Annotated in this window: 17 protein-coding genes; 3 read left to right on the top strand and 14 right to left on the bottom strand. The window is 73.5% G+C overall.

The annotated features are described in order from the left end of the window. Positions 1-14 precede the first annotated feature (14 nt). The 13 genes from panC to dacB form a co-directional block, all read right to left on the bottom strand. Positions 15-920: a pantoate--beta-alanine ligase gene (gene panC / locus ASF78_RS12300; protein ID WP_056589516.1), complete on the bottom strand. Its 906-nt coding sequence runs from the start codon at positions 918-920 to the stop codon at positions 15-17. After that, positions 917-1,894 carry a Rossmann-like and DUF2520 domain-containing protein gene (locus tag ASF78_RS12295; protein WP_056590831.1) on the bottom strand — a complete coding sequence of 326 codons (978 nt, stop codon included), beginning with the start codon at positions 1,892-1,894 and terminating at the stop codon, positions 917-919. The genes panC and ASF78_RS12295 overlap by 4 nt, the downstream gene beginning before the upstream one ends. Next, positions 1,891-3,498 (bottom strand): PH domain-containing protein, encoded by a 1,608-nt coding sequence (locus ASF78_RS12290; RefSeq protein WP_235518553.1) that lies wholly within the window; start codon positions 3,496-3,498, stop codon positions 1,891-1,893. The genes ASF78_RS12295 and ASF78_RS12290 overlap by 4 nt, the downstream gene beginning before the upstream one ends. Next, complete coding sequence (locus ASF78_RS12285; RefSeq protein WP_056589513.1) at positions 3,495-4,004, bottom strand: PH domain-containing protein; 510 nt, start codon at positions 4,002-4,004, stop codon at positions 3,495-3,497. Before ASF78_RS12285 ends, ASF78_RS12290 begins: the two co-directional genes overlap by 4 nt. A gap of 20 nt (positions 4,005-4,024) precedes the next feature. Then, a complete protein-coding gene (locus ASF78_RS12280) occupies positions 4,025-4,516 on the bottom strand; it encodes a DUF3180 domain-containing protein (RefSeq protein ID WP_056589510.1) in 492 nt (163 codons plus the stop codon). After that, positions 4,516-5,814, bottom strand: coding sequence for a 2-amino-4-hydroxy-6-hydroxymethyldihydropteridine diphosphokinase (folK, locus tag ASF78_RS12275; protein WP_056589507.1), 1,299 nt, complete (start codon positions 5,812-5,814; stop codon positions 4,516-4,518). Before folK ends, ASF78_RS12280 begins: the two co-directional genes overlap by 1 nt. Before the next feature lie 2 nt (positions 5,815-5,816). Beyond that, entirely contained in the window at positions 5,817-6,686 is an 870-nt protein-coding gene (folP, locus tag ASF78_RS12270) for a dihydropteroate synthase (protein ID WP_082495015.1), read from the bottom strand. An 89-nt stretch (positions 6,687-6,775) separates the two neighbouring features. Next, positions 6,776-7,399, bottom strand: a complete 624-nt coding sequence (folE, locus tag ASF78_RS12265) for a GTP cyclohydrolase I FolE (protein ID WP_369816328.1) — start codon at positions 7,397-7,399, stop codon at positions 6,776-6,778. An 8-nt stretch (positions 7,400-7,407) separates the two neighbouring features. Further along, a complete protein-coding gene (ftsH, locus tag ASF78_RS12260) occupies positions 7,408-9,435 on the bottom strand; it encodes an ATP-dependent zinc metalloprotease FtsH (protein ID WP_056589501.1) in 2,028 nt (675 codons plus the stop codon). 109 nt (positions 9,436-9,544) lie between these two features. Then, complete coding sequence (hpt, locus tag ASF78_RS12255; protein WP_055916816.1) at positions 9,545-10,099, bottom strand: hypoxanthine phosphoribosyltransferase; 555 nt, start codon at positions 10,097-10,099, stop codon at positions 9,545-9,547. A gap of 46 nt (positions 10,100-10,145) precedes the next feature. Further along, positions 10,146-11,138 (bottom strand): tRNA lysidine(34) synthetase TilS, encoded by a 993-nt coding sequence (gene tilS / locus ASF78_RS12250; RefSeq protein ID WP_056589498.1) that lies wholly within the window; start codon positions 11,136-11,138, stop codon positions 10,146-10,148. Further along, the gene (locus ASF78_RS12245) at positions 11,135-12,190 is read right to left on the bottom strand and encodes a zinc-dependent metalloprotease (protein ID WP_056589495.1); all 1,056 of its coding nucleotides are present in this window, start codon (positions 12,188-12,190) and stop codon (positions 11,135-11,137) included. The genes tilS and ASF78_RS12245 overlap by 4 nt, the downstream gene beginning before the upstream one ends. Before the next feature lie 9 nt (positions 12,191-12,199). Next, a complete protein-coding gene (gene dacB, locus ASF78_RS12240; RefSeq protein ID WP_056590827.1) occupies positions 12,200-13,612 on the bottom strand; it encodes a D-alanyl-D-alanine carboxypeptidase/D-alanyl-D-alanine-endopeptidase in 1,413 nt (470 codons plus the stop codon). Positions 13,613-13,764: 152 nt separating this feature from the next. Between dacB and ASF78_RS12235 the strand changes: the two genes are divergently transcribed. Both ASF78_RS12235 and ASF78_RS12230 read left to right on the top strand, forming a co-directional pair. Then, entirely contained in the window at positions 13,765-14,262 is a 498-nt protein-coding gene (locus tag ASF78_RS12235; protein ID WP_055916810.1) for an inorganic diphosphatase, read from the top strand. A 211-nt stretch (positions 14,263-14,473) separates the two neighbouring features. Then, complete coding sequence (locus tag ASF78_RS12230; RefSeq protein WP_156374150.1) at positions 14,474-15,436, top strand: hypothetical protein; 963 nt, start codon at positions 14,474-14,476, stop codon at positions 15,434-15,436. 154 nt (positions 15,437-15,590) lie between these two features. Here ASF78_RS12230 and ASF78_RS12225 read toward each other — a convergent pair whose 3' ends face one another. Continuing rightward, positions 15,591-16,994 (bottom strand): NlpC/P60 family protein, encoded by a 1,404-nt coding sequence (locus ASF78_RS12225; RefSeq protein ID WP_235518551.1) that lies wholly within the window; start codon positions 16,992-16,994, stop codon positions 15,591-15,593. Between the two features lie 458 nt (positions 16,995-17,452). Here ASF78_RS12225 and ASF78_RS12220 point away from each other — a divergent pair, with 458 nt between their 5' ends. Continuing rightward, positions 17,453-18,772: a bifunctional o-acetylhomoserine/o-acetylserine sulfhydrylase gene (locus ASF78_RS12220; RefSeq protein WP_056589488.1), complete on the top strand. Its 1,320-nt coding sequence runs from the start codon at positions 17,453-17,455 to the stop codon at positions 18,770-18,772. Positions 18,773-18,777: the final 5 nt, after the last annotated feature.

Raw genomic sequence — 18,777 nt, 5'->3', positions numbered from 1 at the left:
CCTCGAAGACGCCGTCACGCGCCCACCTCCACGAGCCCGTTGTCGATGAGCCGGGTCGTCCCGACGGTCGCCGCGACCAGCAGCAGGGCCTCGCCGACGAACTCCGCGGGCACCTCCGCGAAGGTCACTGGGTCGACCAGCGCGACGTAGTCGACGTCCGTCCCGGCGAGCGCGGTCCGGGCGGTCGTGCGGATCTCGTCGGCGCTGCCCCGGGCGAGCAGGGCGCGCGAGAGCCCGAGCGCCCGGCGACGCTCGTCGTCGCTCAGGTAGGCGTTGCGGCTCGACAAGGCGATCCCGTCCGCGTCGCGGACGATCGGCGCGGCCTCGACCACGACGGGCACGTCGAGGTCGCGGACCATCCGGCGCACCGCCGCGAGCTGCTGTGCGTCCTTCGCACCGAACAGGGCGACCCCCGGGCGCGTCAGGTGCAGGAGCTTGAGCACGACCGTGAGGACACCGTCGAGGTGGCCCGGGCGGCTGACCCCTTCGAGCACGTCCCCGATGTCCCCCGCGCTCACGCGCACGACCGGGTCCCCGTCCGGGTAGACGACCTCCGGCCCGGGGGCGAAGACGATGTCGTCCGGACCCAGCAGGCCCGGCCCGGACAGCAGCGCGAGGTCCCGCTGCAGGTCACGCGGGTACCGCGCGAGGTCCTCGGACGGCGCGAACTGCAGCGGGTTGACGAAGATCGTCACGACGACAGCGTCGGCGAGCTCCCGCGCCCGCGCGACCAGCGACAGGTGCCCGGCATGCAGCGCACCCATCGTCATCACGACCGCGCGCCGGTGCGGGCGGGCGGAGTGCGCCGTCCCCGCGTACCCCTCGGTCCGCGGCACGGCCTGCACGTCCTGCACCGCGAGAGCCGCCGCGAGCGCCTCGCGCGTGTGCACGAGCGTGGGCGTGTGGGTCTGCGTGGTCATTCGTCCTCCTGCGGGTCCGGCCCGTCCTCCACCTGCAACGCCCCGGCATCCTCGGTGATGCCGTCCAGCAGCTCCTGCGCGGCGGCCGGGGAGATCAGGCCGGCCGCCAACGCCCGCCCGGTCGCCGAGCGCGCCAGGGCACGGTATCCCGCGACGACGTCCACCGCTCCCGTGGATGCGGCGAACGTGGTGAGCGCCACACCGTGCTCCCGGACCGTCCCGGCGTCCCCGCGGCGCACCGGACCGGTCAGCGCCGCGATCGCTCCCGACCCGCCCGCCGACTCCGCGCGCAGCGCACCGTCGAGCGCCGCCTCCAGCAACGGACCGAGCATGCGACCCGGATCGGCGACGCCCGCCGCCGCCAGCGCCTGCGCAGCCTGCGCGACGAGGACGACCAGGTGGTTCGCGCCGTGCGCGAGGGCCGCGTGGTACAGCCCGCGCGCCTCCTCCGCCAGCACCACCGGCTCCCCGCCGATCTCCACGACGAGCGCCTGCCCGATCGGCAGGACCGGCGCCGGGGCGGTCACCGCGAACGAGCAGCCGACCAGCCGCGCCAGGTCCAGCGACGTGCCCGTGAACGTCATCGCCGGGTGCAGCGCCAGCGGGATGACCCCCGCCGCACGCGCCGGCGCCAGCACGTCCACCCCGAACCGCCCCGACGTGTGCACGACGATCTGGCCCACCTGCCACGCACCCAGGTCCGCGAGCCCGCGCACCAGGTCCGCCAGCGCGTCGTCCGGGACCGTGAGGAGCACGAGCTCGGACCGCCGGACGACCTCGGGGATGTCCAGCACGGGGACCCCCGGGAGCAGCGTCGCCGCGCGCTCGCGGGACGCCTCCGAGATGGCCGAGACCGCCACCACCGGGTGGCCCGCGGCGCGCAGCGCACTGCCGAGGACCGCGCCGACCCGGCCCGAGCCGACCACGCCCACACCCAGCCGGCCCGGCCGGCTCGCCGGGTCCGGTGGGGTCACGCGTCCGCTCCGGTGGCCGGGGGCGCCGCTGACGTCGGCTCCGGCGCCCACTCCGGGTTCGCCGTCGGCGCCGCTGACGTCGGCTCCGGCTCCGGCTCCGTCGGCGTCGGTGCGCCGACCGCCCGCATCCACTGCTCCGGCGTCGCGGTCGCCCGCGCCGTCCTGGCCCGCTCGGCCTGCTCGTCGAGCAGCGCCGCAGCGACCCCCGCGTCGAGGTGGTTGACGCGCGGCGAGACCGGTCCGGGCGTGGAGTGCAGGACGAACGACGCGAGCCCGAGCCGACGCTGGATCGGTCCTTGCTCGAGCCCGAGGGACTGGGTGCGCTCGTGCGGCACCACGTCGACGCTGCGCCAGATCCGGCCGGACCGGGTCACCAGCGCCCGCTCGGTCACCCGCACCCCGTGCCGACGCCATCCGACGGGGTCCACCCAGCGTGCACGGCGTGGTGCCGAGGTGAACCCGCCGACCTCGTCCATGCCGGTCAGGGCCGCCTCGACGAGCGCCGTCGGGTCCTGCACGCCCAGGTCCGGCAGCACGAGCCAGAGCGCCGTCATCGCCTCGCCGCGCGTCGCGACCGGGTGCAGCACGGTGTCCCGCTGCTGCTGGTCGCCCTGGCCGTAGCCTGCGACGTTGATCTCGACGCGCCACCAGTCCGGCCCGCGCCACAGCGGACCCTGCCGCACCCGGATGGCCTGCACCCGCCCGGGCGGCACCGTCTGCGCGCGCGACTCCGTCAGCCCGTGCCGCAGGCGGATGCCGTCGGGCGAGATCGCCGCGCGGAAGTTGGCGCCCTGGTTGATGCGGCTCCACACGAACGTGACGCCGGCGAACAGGGGCGCGACGAGCACGAACGCGCCGCTGATGTCCCGGGAGACGATCGCCAGCGTGATCGCGCCCGCGATCACCAGCAGCAGCACCAGCACTGCCCCGGAGCGCAGGGTCGCGCTCACCAGCCGCCCCATCGGCAGGTCGTAGACCTCACGCTCGGGGGCCACCTCGAACGGCACCGGCGTCACGGGCGCGCCGTCCGGCTCGGCACCGTCGACCGGCGTCTGCACCGCGGCCGCCCCCGGCCGCTGCAGACCCGCCGAGAGCGCGAGCAGCTCGGCGCGCAGAGCCTCCGCATCGGCCTCGCGCAGGAACGCCAGCGACACCGCCGACCCGCTGCCGCCGGCCACCTCGAGCTTGAGCTCGGCCAGACCGACCAGCCGGGCGAGCAGCGGCTGCACCACGTCGACGGCCTGCAACCGGTCCAGCCGCGCCTGGCGCTGCTGCCGGAACAGGATGCCGGTACGCAGGTGCACGGCCTCGTCGGTGACGGCGAACCGGGTGACCCGCCACGCGACCGCCGAGTAGCCGAAGCCGATGAGCCCGATCAGCAGGAAGCCGCCGATGAGCGCGAGGAACGCCGGGCCGTGCAGGAGGTCGATGGCCTGCTCGATGTTCTCGCCTGCCTGGAACCAGCCGATCGCCAGCACGGCGACCAGGACCTTCCAGCCCTTCAGCGCCGGGGTGATCGGGTGCATCCGTCGCCAGCCGGTGACGTCGTCGTCGCTGGTGGTGTCGACATCCGGTGCGTTGGGCGTGCTGGGCGTGCTCGTCACAGCCCCGCCAGCCGCGCCTCGCCGCGGGAGGCCATCCGGTCGCGCAGGCGCGCGGCCTCGTGCGGCGGGAGACCCTCGATCGACGCGCTCGTCGCGGACGACGCGGTGTGGAGCTGGACGGACGCGATCTGGAACTTCCGGGCGATCGGGCCCGCGTTGACGTCCACGTACTGCATCCGGCCGTACGGCACCACGACGAGCGAGCGGAACATGATGCCGCGGCGCACGAGCAGGTCGTCCGCGCGCTCCGCGTACGCCAGGGCGCGCACCTGTCGCGGCACCAGCCAGAGGATCCAGACGACGAGCAGCACCACGACAGCCGGGAACACCCAGAGCCAGGTCGCCCCGACGAGCACCGCCAGGAGCACCAGCAGCGCGAGGGCCGGGCCGAGCACGATGGCCGTGACCGTCAGGCGCGCCCCGATGAGCCTGCTCGACACCGGCGTCCAGGTGACGTCGGTCGGGTCGAACGGCTCGCGGGTGCCGGGGACGGCGTCGGAGGTCATGGGGCCATCCTTCCACCCGCTCAGGGGGCGCTGGGATCCGGCGCAGGTCGCTCGTGCGCCACCTCCGACCCACCCTCGGGCGGAGGCACCCGGCAGAACCACTCGACGACCAGACCGACGACGGCGAGCACCACGGCACCGGCCGTCGCGATGCCGGCGGCGATCGCTCGCGACCCGTTCCCCGGCACGCTCAGGTCCCCGACCAGCGCCAGCACCTGGCCGCCGTACCACCCCGCGAGCAGGGCTCCGGTGTAGCACGACGCCTTGGCCAGCACCGCCGTGCGTGCCGCCCGGATCGGGTTCAGCAACGGCCGCTTGCCGCGCAGGAACTGCCGGACGGCCCAGCCCATGGAGAACACGATCCCGGCGATGAGCAGCTCGACCGCGACCACGAGCGGCGGGACGGACGGCAGCATCCCGCCGCGGCCCGCGACCGCGCGCAGCACGATCCACGTGACGGCAGCCGCGGTGGCGGTGACCAGCAGGAGCGTCTGCCAGCGCGTGCGGTGCATCACGTGTCCTGGGCCTCCGGACCCGCCGGGACCGCCCCGGTGTCGCCGCTGACCGCCGGGATCGCGGTGGTCAGCCAGTCGAGCGCGAGCCAGCGGACGCCGTCGCGGTCGGGTGCGGTCGCGGCCAGCGCGCCGACCGGTCCCCCGCCCAGCCCCGGCAGCACCGCGTCCGGGTCGACCTGCGCCCACGGCTGCAGCACGAACGCACGCTCGTGCGCCCGTGGGTGCGGGAGCTCGAGGTCGTCCGTCACGGCGAGCACCGACCCGTACAGCACGATGTCGATGTCCAGCGTGCGCGGGCCCCACCGCTCGTGCCGCTCCCGCCCGTGCGCGAGCTCGATCGCCTGCGTGGCGCGCAGCAGCACGCGCGGGGCGAGCGTGGTCCACGCCAGGACGACGGCGTTGAGGTAGTCGGACTGCTCGGGCCCACCCACCGCGGACGTGCGGGCGAGCGCCGAGACGTCGCGCACCTCGATCCCGGGGGTGCGTGCCAGGTCGGTCACGGCGTCCCGGAGGGTGTCCTGCGCCGGTCCCAGGTTGGCACCGAGCGCCAGCACGACCTCGACCGGCCCGTCGGGCTCCTGGTCGAGGAAGTCGGTGACGACCTCGCCGACGACGAGGGCCTCGCCCACCGGGACCGGCTCCAGCTCGGTCGACGGCCCGTCGGGGCCCTGCGAGAACCCACCCGGAGCGGGGGCGACCGCGTCCGACCAGGCACCGGACGCGACGACCGGCGCCGCAGCGGGCACGTCGGACCAGGCACCGGACGCGACGACAGGCGCTCCGGGGGCCGTCGTCACGGGGAAGGTCGCGGTCGACGTCGGGACCGGTCGTGACGACGGCTCCGGCTCGGTGACCGGGCGGGCGACGTAGGGCTCCGCTGCCGGCAGCTTCGTGCGGTCGCGGTGGATGGCGACGACCACATCCCCGAACGGCACCTGGATCGGCGCGTGCGGCTTGTGCACCGCCACGTCGACCGCCTGCACGATGCCCGACGCCAGGACCGTCGCCGCGATGCGCTCCGCGACGGTCTCGATCAGGTCGACCGGCTCCCCGGACAGGACGGCCGCGACCTGCTCCGCCAGCTCGCCGTAGTTCAGGGTGTGCGCCAGGTCGTCGCGCGCGGCGGCCCGCCGGGTGTCGAGGTGGACGACGACGTCCGCGACGAACGTCTGCCCGTCACGGCGCTCGTGCTCGAAGACGCCGTGGTACCCCATCGCCGTGATGCCCGACAGCCTGATCTGGTCGAGCCGGCGCCCGCTGGTGTCCAGCGCGTCCTGACGGCTCTCGTCGTTCATGGTCACCGCGTGCTCCCTCCGGTTCTCGCGTCCTCGTCCACGGCCAGCTCGTCGTCGGTGTCCGGCCCCCCCGCGCTCTGCCCTCGCCGCCACGCGGCCGCCACCCGCACCGCGTCGGCCGAGCCTGCCACCTCGTGCACCCGCACGCACCAGGCTCCTGCCGCAGCCGCCAGGGCGGAGACCGCCGCCGTCGCCCGGTCCCGCGCGAGCGGCGGGGCCGGCTCGCCGTCCGGGCCGGCCAGGAGGTGGCCGAGGAACCGTTTGCGGCTCGCGCCGACCAGCACCGGGAAGCCGTCCGCCACCAGCTCCGGCAGCCGCGCGAGCAGCGGCCAGTTGCTGCTCCCCGCCTTCGCGAAGCCGAGACCCGGGTCGAGCACCACCTGCTCGTCGCGCACCCCGGCTGCCCGCAGCGCCGCGACCCGCGCAGCGAGCTCGCGCCGCACGTCGGTCACGACGTCGTCGTAGTCGTCGAGCTCGTCCATCACGTCGGCGTGCCCGCGCCAGTGCATCGCGACGTACACCGCGCCGGTGCGCGCGACGACCCCGTACATCTCGTCGTCGGCCAGGCCGCCCGACACGTCGTTGACGATCGAGGCGCCGCGCTCGACCGCCGCCTGCGCGACCACCGCGCGCGTCGTGTCGATGCTCACGGTCGCCCCGCGGGCCACCAGCTGCTCGATCACCGGGAGGACCCGGGCCAGCTCGTCGTCGACGGCGACCCGGCGGGCGCCCGGCCGGGTCGACTCCCCGCCGACGTCCAGCAGGTCCGCCCCCTGCTCGACCAGCTCCATCCCGTGCGCCACCGCGGCGCCGGGGGTGAACCAGCGGCCACCGTCCGAGAACGAGTCCGGGGTGACGTTGACGACGCCCATGACGAGGGCGCGCCTCGGCCCGTGCAACCGGGCCGGGAGGGGGGAGGGGCCAGTCACGGTGCCGAGCCTAGGGGGTGCCGACGAGGGCGTCAGCGGCCGAGCACGAGGCTCATGGCCTCTGCCCGGGTGGCGACGTCCCGCATCTGGCCCCGGACCGCGGAGGTCACGGTGCGCGACCCGGGCTTGCGGACGCCGCGCATGGACATGCACAGGTGCTCGCACTCGACCACGACCAGCACGCCGCGCGGCTGCAGCTCGGCGACGAGCGCATCGGCGATCTGCGAGGTCAGGCGTTCCTGCACCTGCGGCCGGCGCGCGTACACGTCGACCAGCCGGGCGAGCTTGCTCAGACCCGTGATGCGGCCGTCCGTGCCCGGGATGTAGCCCACGTGCGCAACCCCGTGGAACGGCACCAGGTGGTGCTCGCAGGTCGAGTACACCTCGATGTCCTTGACCAGCACCATCTCTTCGTGGCCGATGTCGAAGGTGGTGGTCAGGACGTCGCCGGGCTCCTGGTAGAGACCCGCGAAGATCTCCCGGTACGCCCGAGCGACCCGCGCCGGGGTCTCCCGCAGCCCTTCGCGGTCGGGGTTCTCCCCCACCGCGAGGAGCAGCTCACGGATGGCGGCCTCGACGCGGTCCTGGTCGTACTCGCCCACCGCTGCGCCGGTGAACGTGACCGGTCCGATGCCGTCACCCTGCTGTGTGCTCACGTCCGCCCCTACGCGTCCGGGGTCTGCGACGGCGGGACCTCGATGATCTGCTCCGACGGGTGCCCGAAGGCCTCGGCGGCCTCGTCCTCGGGGATGATCGGGTGGCCGTTCTGCGCTGCCAGCTCCGCGGGCGTCATGACCGGCGGACGCTCCGAGACGGCCCGCTGCTCGCTGGACAGCCAGACCTGGCGGGGCGGGCGCTTGGTGATGGGCGCGAAGATCGTGGCCAGCTGCTCCTGGTTGAGGGTCTCCTTCTCGAGCAGCTCCAGCACCAGGGCGTCGAGCACGTCCCGGTACTCGACCAGGATCTCCCAGGCCTCGTCGTGCGCGCGCTCGATCAGTGCACGCACCTCGAGGTCGATCGAGGCGGCGATGTCCTCGGAGTAGTCACGCCCGTGGCCCATGTCGCGGCCCATGAAGACCTCGCCGGAGGCCTGACCGAGCTGGATCGCACCGAGCCGGGCGCTCATGCCGAACTGCGTGACCATCTTGCGAGCCGTCGCCGACGCCTTCTCGATGTCGTTGCTGGCGCCCGTCGTCGGGTCGTGGAACACGAGCTCCTCGGCGACGCGCCCGCCCATGGCGTACGACAGCGTGTCCAGCAGCTCGTTGCGGGTGGTCGAGTACTTGTCCTCGGTCGGCATGACCATCGTGTACCCGAGCGCGCGACCACGCGGCAGGATCGTCACCTTGGTGACCGGGTCGGTGTACCGGAGCGCCGCCGCGACCAGGGCGTGACCGCCCTCGTGGTACGCGGTGATCTTGATCTCCTTGGCGTTCATGATCCGCGTGCGCTTCTGCGGTCCCGCGATGACGCGGTCGATCGCCTCGTCGAGCGTGTGGTCCGTGATGGTCTGCTGGCCGGTCCGGGCGGTGAGCAGCGCCGCCTCGTTCAGCACGTTGGCCAGGTCGGCGCCCGTGAACCCGGGGGTCCGTCGTGCGACCACGTTCAGGTCGACGTGCGGCGCCATCGGCTTGCCCTGCGAGTGCACCGTGAGGATCCGCTCGCGGCCCTTGAGGTCGGGCGGGTCGACCGCGACCTGACGGTCGAACCGGCCCGGGCGCAGGAGCGCGGGGTCGAGGATGTCGGGGCGGTTGGTGGCCGCGATGAGGATGACGTTCGCGTTGACGTCGAAGCCGTCCATCTCGACGAGCATCTGGTTGAGCGTCTGCTCGCGCTCGTCGTGCCCACCGCCCATGCCGGCACCACGGTGGCGGCCGACGGCGTCGATCTCGTCGATGAAGATGATCGCCGGGGCGTTCTCCTTGGCCTGGTTGAACAGGTCACGGACACGGCTGGCACCGACGCCGACGAACATCTCGACGAAGTCCGAGCCGGAGATCGAGTAGAACGGGACACCCGCCTCACCGGCGACCGCACGGGCCAGCAGCGTCTTGCCGGTGCCCGGAGGGCCGTACAACAGGACACCCTTGGGGATCTTGGCGCCGACGGCCTGGAACTTGGCCGGCTCCGCGAGGAACTCCTTGATCTCCTGGAGCTCCTCGACCGCCTCGTCGACACCCGCGACGTCCGAGAACGTGACCTGCGGGGACTCCTTGCTGACGAGCTTGGCCTTCGACTTGCCGAAGCTCATGACGCGCGAGCCGCCGCCCTGCGAGTTCGACATCAGGAACCAGAAGATCGCCAGGATGATGATCAGGGGCAGGATGAAGCTCAGCAGGCTCGCCCACCACGCGGTCTGCGGGACGACCGAGGTGTAGCCCTCGTCCAGGTCGGCGTCCGCGATGGCGGTGACGACCGTCTCGCCCTGCGGGACGACGTAGTTGAACTGGACCAGCTTGCCCAGGTTGTCCTCGCCCTTGACGAAGTCCTCCGCGAGCGTCAGGTCGACGCGCTGGACGCCCTCGGTGATCTTGGCCTGCTCGACCTTCCCGTCCGCGATCAGCGTCATGCCGTCCGACGTGTCGATCTTGCTGATCTTCGGGGCGGCGAGCGTGGACGCGCCGATGTACAGCAGGATCACGGCGATGACGACCCACAGGATGGGGCCTCGGGCTAGTCGCTTGACGTTCATGGGCGATCGGGGCAGAGCCCCTCAACCTCCGCTCGCGGGACAGGTGGCCTCGAAGTTACACGGGGAACCTGGGCGGGACCGACCGTGTTCACCGAGGGCGCACTCGACCTCAGGCGCCGTAGACGTGCGGAGCGAGCGTGCCGACGAACGGCAGGTTCCGGTACTTCTCCGCGTAGTCCAGGCCGTAGCCGACGACGAACTCGTTCGGGATGTCGAAGCCCACGTACCGGACGTCGACGTCGACCTTGGACGCCTCGGGCTTGCGCAGCATCGTCGCGATCTCGACCGTGGCCGGGCCGCGGGAGCGCAGGTTGGACAGCAGCCACGACAGGGTCAGGCCGGAGTCGATGATGTCCTCGACGATGAGCACGTGCCGGCCGGTGAGGTCCGCGTCGAGGTCCTTGAGGATCCGCACGACACCCGACGACTTGGTGCCCGAGCCGTACGACGAGACCGCCATCCAGTCCATCTGCACCGACGAGTGCAGGCGGCGCGCGAGGTCCGCCATCACCATCACGGCACCCTTGAGGACGCCCACCAGGAGCAGGTCCTTGCCCTCGTAGTCGGCGTCGATCTGCGCCGCGATCTCGTCGAGCCGCTGGTGCAGCTGCTCCTCGGAGAGCAGCACCCGCTCGAGGTCGTCGCCCATGTCCGCAGGGTCCACCGCAGTTGCTCCTCTTGATCCGCCCGTGACCGTGCCCGTGACCGCGCTACGCGGGGGCCGTGCCCAGGGCAAGCCTGCCACACGCCCGCCCGGCCGCGATCCCGCCCGGGAGGGCGACCGGGCCCTGCCCGTGCCAGTCCGTGACCAGCGCGTCGACCGCCAGGACGTGCGCCCGGGTCAGGGCGCCGGCCGGGCTCCCCGCGGCGATCACGGCCGAGCGCAGGGCGCGGGTGCGCAGCGCCGGCGGGGCCGCGTGCAGGGCTCCGACGTCCAGGCCGTCCGCCGTGCGTGCGGCGACGAGGAGGTCCTCCGCGAGCGCGTCGAGCAGGTCCGCGTCGTCGCGCAGCTGCGTCGCCGACCGTGCCAGCGCCTCGGCCACGCCGGGGCCGAGGACCCGTTCCAGCGTCGGCAGCGCGTCGCTGCGGACCCGGCTGCGCAGCGACGCGTCGGCGTGCGAGCCGTCGTTCGTCGGGTCGTGCCAGGGAACCAGCCCGAGGGAGGCGCAGGCGGCCACCGTGTCGGCCCGGCGCAGCCCGAGCAGCGGTCGTCGGAACCGTCCGCGCGTCGCCGGCATGCCCGCGAGCGCCCGCGCGCCCGACCCGCGCGCGAGGCCCAGCAGCACCGTCTCGGCCTGGTCGTCGAGCGTGTGCCCGAGCAGGACCGCGGCGGCGCCCAGCTCGTCGGCGACGAGGTCGAGTGCTGCGTAGCGGGCGTCCCGCGCGGCCGCCTCGCCCGGACCGTCCACCTCCACGCGGGTCACGACCACCTCCAGGCCCAGGTCCCGGCATGCCGCCGCTGCGTCGTCGGCCACCTGTGCCGAGCCGTCCTGCAGCCCGTGGTCGACGACGACGGCCAGCGCGCGCCACGGCGTCCCCGTCCGGGTGGACCGCTGCGCGACGAACGCCGCCCCCGCCGCGAGCGCGAGCGAGTCCGGACCGCCCGAGCAGGCGACCAGGACCAGCGCGTCCGGCGGCAGGCCGGCGACGGCCGCGGTCACCGCCGAGCGCACCGCCGCCACCTCGCGAGCGGGACCGGTCACCCGTGCACCCGTCGCACCCAGGCGCGTGCGTCGACGATCTCCTGCGGCACGGGGAGGTGGTCCGGCGACGTCCACACCGCGTTCAGCCCGTCGAGGCCGACGTCCTTGCGCACGGCCCGGACGAACGCCGCGCCGTCGCGGTACTGCGCCAGCTTGGTGTCGAGGCCCAGGAGCCTGCGCAGCACGCGGTCCACGCCACGGGACCGGGCCGCCTCGTCGCGTCGCGCCTCGAACGCCTTGCGGATCGTGCGCACGCTCGGCACCACCCGCGGGCCGACCTCGTCCATCGCGACGTCCGCATGGCCCTCGAGCAGGGCCATGACCGCGCCGACCTCCTCGAACACCTCCCGCTGCCGCGCCGAGAGCAGGTCGAGCACGCCCACCCCGTCGTCGGGCCCACCCGTGACCGCGCGCGTCACCGCCCCCAGGAGCTCCCCCAGCCGCGGGACCAGCGCCTTGTCGGCGGCCAGGTCGGTGAGCAGCTCGGCCGCCCGGGTGCGCAGGTGGTCCGCGAGCCACGGCGCGGCGGCGAACTGCAGCGCGTGGGTCTGCTCGTGCAGCGCCACCCAGAGGCGGAAGTCGGACGGGTCGACCTTCAGCCGGCGCTCGTGGTGCAGGACGTTGGGGGCGACGAGGAGCAGCCGACCGCGGCCGTCGGCGGTCGTCGTGAACGGGTCGAACTGGCCGAGCACCTTGCCGGACAGGAGCGCCAGCACCCCACCGACCTGCACCGCCGCACCCGCGCGCGCCGTGGCCGACGGGGACGTCGCGCTCAGCGGACCGGTCATCGCCGCGAAGACCTCGGCGTTGGCCTTGGCCCAGCGCGGCCGGTCGACCACCAGCACCGTGGAGACCTGCTCCGGCGCGGTCCCGTCCGCCGCCGCCAGGCCGGTGATCGCCGCGGCGTGCACAGCCGCCCGGCCGGCGGCGTCACGGAGCTCGTCGACGAGCGCGGTCAGCTCCGCGCGGTCCGCCACCGGCCCCGGCGCGGCCAGCCGGCCGGCGATGCGGGTGGCGAGCTCCCAGTCGACAGGTCCTTCGGCGGTGTCCACCGAGTCAAACTAACCGCAGCCGCACCCGGACAACGCGGTGACGAACGAGTCGATGGCCGCGCGGGGCCCCCACTGGCCGCCGTCGGGGGTCGCGTCCGCGAGGACGACGAACACCAGCTGACGCCCGTCGACGTCCAGCACGGTGCCGGCCAGCGACGTCACGTGCGGCAGGCTGCCCGTCTTCGCCCGCACCAGCCCCCGCGCGGGCGACTGGGAGTAGCGGTCGCTCAGCGTGCCCGTCAGACCTGCGATCGGCATGCCCGTCGCGACGTCCCGCAGCACGCCGTGCGCGGGGTCAGTCGCCAGCCGCAGCAGCCCGAGCAGGAGGTCCGGCGGCAGGACGGACCCGGCCCCCAGCCCCGACGCGTCGGACAGCTGCGCACCCGCGGTGTCGACGCCGGCCACGTCGACCGCGTGCAGGACGGCGGTCGTGCCGCCATCGAACGACGCCGGCAGCCCCTGGTCGATGGCCACGAGGCGGCTCACCACCTCGGTGATCGCGTTGTCCGACGTGTCCAGGAAGTGGTGCACGATGCCGTCGAGCGGCGCCGACCGCACGACGCCGATCTCCCGACCACCCTCCGGCTTCGACGTCCGTCGTGGGGTGCCGTCGACCGTGATCCCGGCCTCCGCCAGCCGCTGCGCGAACGTGTTCGCCGCCGCGAGCGACGGGTCGGCGTACCGGGGCGGGTACTCGCCGGGCTTGATCTTCGCGGTGTCCACCGCGAGCGGTGTCACCGGTGCGACGAACCCTGCGGCCACGTCGGCCGGGTTCCACGTGGGGCTCAGCGTCGGCCCGCTGAACAGGAAGTCGTCGAAGCCGAGGCTCACGGTCGTCGCGCCCTCGAGCTGCAGCTCCTTGGCCACCTGGGCCGCGAGGTCGGCCAGCCCGGCGTGCCCCACGACGGCCGTCGGGTCGCCCGCACCCGCCGCGAGCATCATGTCGCCGCCGCCGACGAGCACGATGCTGGCGCCCGAGCCGCGCACGACGCTCGTCGGCAAGGTCACGTCCGGGCCGAGGGTGCTCAGGGCGGCGACGGCCGTGACCAGCTTCGCCGTCGACGCCGGCGTGCGACCGTCCTGCCGCAGGTGCGAGCCGAGCACGTCCCCCGTCAGCTGGTCCGCGACCACCACACCGACGCTCGCGCCCATGCGCGGGTCCTTCACCAGCCCGTCGACGAGCGCCTGCACGGTCGCCGCCGCGGGCAGCGGTGCCTGGGGGTCGAGGTCCGGCAGCGCCGGCACCGTGTCCGCCGGCTCGACCGCGCCCGGCGCCGTCGGGAACGGCAGCGGGTCCGGCGGGACCTCGGCGAGCGTGACCATCCCCGGGACGACGTCGTACGCGTCCGCCGTCGCGTACGACCCGCCCGCCAGCACGAGGACGAGCGCGCTGACGCCGACGACTCTCGCCGCTGTGGTCATCGTCACCCCGCCCCGCTCGTTCCCCGGTGGGACGCCCCGTCCCGCGGTGCGTCAGACTACTGTCCGAGACAAGGGCGCCCCTGACACTCCGGCGCGCCGCATGACGACAAGTGTCGCGACCGCCGGCCGCGGACGTGGGGCGGAGGAGCACTGTGGAGTTCGACGTCACGATCGAGATCCCGAAGGGTCAGCGCAACAAGTACGAGGTGGACCACGCCACGGGGCGTATCCGTCTCGACCGGATGCTGTTCACCTCGACCCGCTACCCCGACGACTACGGCTTCATCGAGGGCACGCTCGGCGAGGACGGCGACCCGCTGGACGCCCTGGTGCTCCTGGAGGAGCCGACGTTCCCCGGCTGCCTCATCCGCGCCCGCGCGCTCGGCATGTTCCGCATGCGCGACGAGGCCGGCGGCGACGACAAGGTGCTGTGCGTCCCCACGGGTGACCAGCGTGCCGCGTGGCGTCAGGACATCGACGACGTGTCCGACTTCCACCGCCTGGAGATCCAGCACTTCTTCGAGGTCTACAAGGACCTGGAGCCCGGCAAGTCCGTCGAGGGCGCCCACTGGGTCGGCCGCTCGGAGGCGGAGGCCGAGATCGAACGCAGCCGCCAGCGAGCCATCGACACGAACTACTACAACCACTGACCTACCCCAACGTCCGCACTCGAGCAGGTTCCTACCTGCAGGAGTGCGGACGTTGTGGCATCACCTCCCGTAGCGTCCGCACTCGTGCTCGTTGGGGCCCACTCGAGTGCGGACGTTGTGAGCCGTCCACAGGTGGGGTGAGCTGGCTGTCCGGTCCACAGGTGTGGGACGTGGCATCACTTGCGGTGGGTGGGGACGCGAAGGTGCCGACATGGCATCGGATCGACGAGTGCGTGTGGACCGGCGCGCGCGGGTTGCAGCGCACGCCGCTGCACAGGCTGGGCTGCTCACGCGTCCGCAGATCCGTGGGCTGGGCGTCACCGCCGCGCAGCTCGAAGCCGAGGTCGTCGCGGACCGTTGGCGGCCGGTCGGCAGGAGCACGCTCTCCGTCGCGCCCCCGCAGCCAGGTGAGCCGGTCGACTGGTGGCTCAGCGTCCTGGAGTGCGCCCCGCGGGCAGCGGGCGGAGCGAGGCCGCGGGCAGCACTCGCGGGTCTCACGGCACTGATCGCAGCGGGACTCCGAGGGATCGACGACGACGGGCACGTCCACGTCGCGGCGCCGAAGTCGTCGCACCCGGTCCCTCCACCGGCAGGGGTTCGCGTGCACGAGACCCGCAGGTGGCGGGACGAGGACGTGCTGACCAGCGGCGTCCCACGGGCGAGACCCGAGGTTGCGACCATCCAGGCGGCGCTGTGGGCGCGAACCGACCGGGAGGCGTCGCTCCTGCTGGTCGCCGCGGTGCAGCAGCGGTTGACGACGGTCGACGCCGTCGGAGCCGTTCTTGACAGGATCCGGCGGGACAAGCGCCGTGCACTCCTCCGCGCCGTCCTTCGGGACGTCGCCGGCGGGGTGCACTCCCTCAACGAGCTCGACTTCGCTGCTCACTGCCGCGCTCGTGGGTTGCCCGAACCCGACCGGCAGGCCGTGATGCGTTCACCGCGCGGAACGTCCTACCTCGACGTCAGGTGGCGACGCTGGCGGGTGGTCGTCGAGATCGACGGAATCGGTCATCTCGAACCCGCCCGATGGATCGACGACAGCCTCCGGCACAACGAGATCGCCCTCGCCGGCGACACGGTGCTCCGGATCCCGAGCCTCGGTCTACGCCTCGATCCGGCACAGCACCTGGACGCGGTCGAGCGCGCCCTCCGCCGAGCGGGCTGGTCCCCCTGACCTCCCCGACGCCCAGGAAGACAAGGCGCCAACGTCCGCACTCGGTCGGGTCGGAACCCGCCGGACTGCGGACGTTGCGCCAGCGACTGCTGTTGCGTCCGCGCTCGTGCGGGGTGGGACCCGTTGGAGGGCGGACGTTGTGGGTTGGGAGGGGTTACGGGCGGCCCGCGAAGGGCATCGTGTTGCCCCAGCGCATCGACGTCGTGCGCAGGGGGTCGCCCGGCTTGGAGGCTTCCATGATCTGGCCACCGCCGGCCCAGATGGCGACGTGGTAGATCGCGTCCGGGTTCTTCGGGTCGGTGGACCAGAAGACGAGGTCGCCGGGGCGCAGGTCGTTGTAGCTGATCTTGAGGACCTGCTTGTACTGGTCGCGGGTCGTGCGCGCGAGATTGACGCCGGCGGTGCGCCAGGCGCTCATCGACAGGCCCGAGCAGTCGTACCCGTCGGGGCCGACGCCGCCCCAGATGTACGGGAGGCCGGTCTTCGTCTGCGCCCACGCGAGCGCCGCGGCGCCGCCTCCTGCCGATCCGCGCGAGCGGCCGGTGCCGAGGCCGTAGGGGTCCGACGGCGCGGGTGCGGGGGGCGGTGCCGTGACGGGGGGCGCCACGGGCGGCTGCGGGTTCGTCACGACGGGCGGCGGGTTCGTCGTCCCGCCACCCGACGCAGGCGGTGTCGTGGTCCCGCCACCGGACGCGGGGGGTGCGACGGTCCCGCCACCCGAGGCCGGGGGTGCGGTGCTGGTCGGCGGCGCGACGACCGGGCGCAGGGCAGCGGCGCGGGCTGCGGCCTCCTCGCGCTCGCGGCGCTGCTGGTCGACGAAGTCCTGGCGGGCGCGCTCGACCTCGGCGCTGGTCTGGCGGGCGGCGGCGAGGGCGGTGATGAGGCTGTCGCGCTCGGTGGCGGCGGCGGTCAGCGCGGTGGCGGCGTCCGTCTGCGCCTTCTCGGCGGAGGCGAGCGCGTCGGCGGCGGAGGCCTTGGCGTCCTTCGCGGCTGCGGCGGCCTCCGTGGCACGGTCGGCGAGGGTCGTGGCGACGAGCTGGGTCGCGCGGTACTCCTGGACGGCCTCGTCGGCCTTGCCGCTGATGCGGTCGAGCGCGGTGCTGCGGCGGGCGACGTCCTGGAAGCCGTCGGCGGACAGGAGCGCCTGGAGCAGGTCGGTGGAGCCGCCGGACCGGGCGACCTCGCGGGCGATGGCGACGAGCTGGCGACGGGCTTCCTCGGCGGTGGCGGCCGCCTCGGTCGAGCGGGCGACGGCGTCGTCCGAGGCCTGCTGGGCCGCGTCGGCGTCGACGACGGCGCGGTTGTACGCCTCGCCGGCCTGCTGGACCTTGAGCTCGGCGGCGTCGGTCTCGGCGCTCAGCTGGGCGAGGCGGACCTCCATCGAGGCGACGGAGCGTTCGGCGGACCGCACCGCGCCCTGGGCGCGCTGGACGTCCTGCGCGGAGGGCGGCGTCGGGTCGGCGAGCGCGCTGGACGCGCCTGCCGCGAGCAGGGTGGCGACGAGCGCGCCGGCGACGAGGCCCCGCGAGGCCCTGCGCATGGTCGTGCTTCGGCTCACCTGGACGCCCTCCCCGACGTTCGATGACCGGCCTTCGGCGGCCGTTCCCGGGGGACGCTACCGGCGGAAACCTCAGAAGAGAACACGTGTCACACCAGTCCCACGAGTCACATCACTGTTGTTTGGGAGGAACCGGACAGGTTCACGCAGAGATCACCCGTTCGCCGCAATGACGCCTGATGAGAAGCGACATGTCCATTTGTTGAGACGTCTGTTTCAGTCGTCGGACGGTCCGGCCTACTCTCAGCCCATGTCCCGCCGAATGTGTCGCTGACCCAGCGCACGCTCGGCTGTGCCCGCGGGCAGGTCGCCACCACGGCGGCCTCGACTCCCGCCCGAGCCATGGCTCGATCCGTGCGCCACTCCACCCCCTCCGCGGGACGGACGTCGGCTGCCCGAGGCCCCTCCGCGAAGGCTGTAGCCCCCATCGACTGTCTTTCCACGAGGAGCGCTGAACCGTGAGCAACGAGAGCTGGAACTTCGAGACCCGCCAGATCCACGCCGGCCAGACCGCGGACCCCACGACGGGCGCCCGCGCGCTGCCGATCTACCAGACGACGTCGTTCGTCTTCGACTCCGCGCAGCAGGCCGCCGACCGGTTCGCGCTCAAGGAGCTCGGCCCCATCTACACGCGCATCGGCAACCCCACGCAGGAGGTCGTCGAGAACCGCATCGCCGACCTCGAGGGCGGCGTCGGTGCGCTGCTCGTCTCGTCGGGCCAGGCGGCCGAGACGCTCGCCATCCTCAACATCGCCGAGGCCGGTGACCACATCGTCGCCAGCCCGTCGCTGTACGGCGGCACGTACAACCTGCTGCACTACACGCTGCCCAAGCTGGGCATCCAGACGACGTTCGTCAGCGACCCGCACGACGCGCAGGCGTGGAAGGACGCCGTCCAGCCGAACACCAAGCTGTTCTTCGCGGAGACCATCCCGAACCCGAAGGCCGACATCCTCGACATCGAGCTCGTCGCCGGTGTCGCGCACGAGTCCGGGGTGCCGCTGATCGTGGACAACACCGTGGCGACGCCGTACCTGATCAACCCGCTGACGTGGGGCGCGGACATCGTCGTGCACTCGGCGACGAAGTACCTGGGCGGACACGGCTCGGCCATCGGCGGCGTCATCGTCGACGGCGGCTCGTTCGACTTCGCGCAGCACCCCGAGCGGTTCCCCAACTACAACACCCCCGACCCGTCGTACAACGGCCTCGTGTTCGCGCGGGACCTCGGCGTCGGCGGCGCGTTCGGCGTCAACCTGTCCTTCATCCTCAAGGCCCGCGTGCAGCTGCTGCGCGACCTCGGCTCGGCGATCTCCCCGTTCAACGCGTTCCTCATCGCGCAGGGCATCGAGACCCTGTCGCTGCGGGTCGAGCGGCACGTCGAGAACGCGCAGAAGGTCGCCGAGTGGCTGGAGGCGCGCGAGGACGTCGGCACCGTGCACTACGCCGGCCTGGAGTCGAGCCCGTGGCACGCCGCTCAGCTGAAGTACTCGCCCCGCGGCGCCGGCGCGGTGCTCGCGTTCGAGCTCGAGGGCGGCACCGAGGCGGGTCAGGCGTTCGTGTCCGCGCTCGAGCTGCACTCGAACGTCGCCAACATCGGCGACGTGCGCTCGCTCGTCATCCACCCGGCCTCGACGACGCACAGCCAGCTCACGCCCGACGAGCAGGCCCTCTCCGGTGTCACGCCCGGCCTGGTCCGGCTCGCCGTCGGCATCGAGCACATCGATGACATCCTGGCTGACCTGGACGCCGGGTTCCGCGCCGCGAAGGGTGCCTGACCGAG

The organism is Cellulomonas sp. Leaf334 (assembly GCF_001424195.1).
Classification (GTDB): domain Bacteria; phylum Actinomycetota; class Actinomycetes; order Actinomycetales; family Cellulomonadaceae; genus Cellulomonas.
The sequence above is the reverse complement of the archived record's forward strand: the minus strand, read 5'-3'. Positions and strand labels throughout refer to the sequence as shown.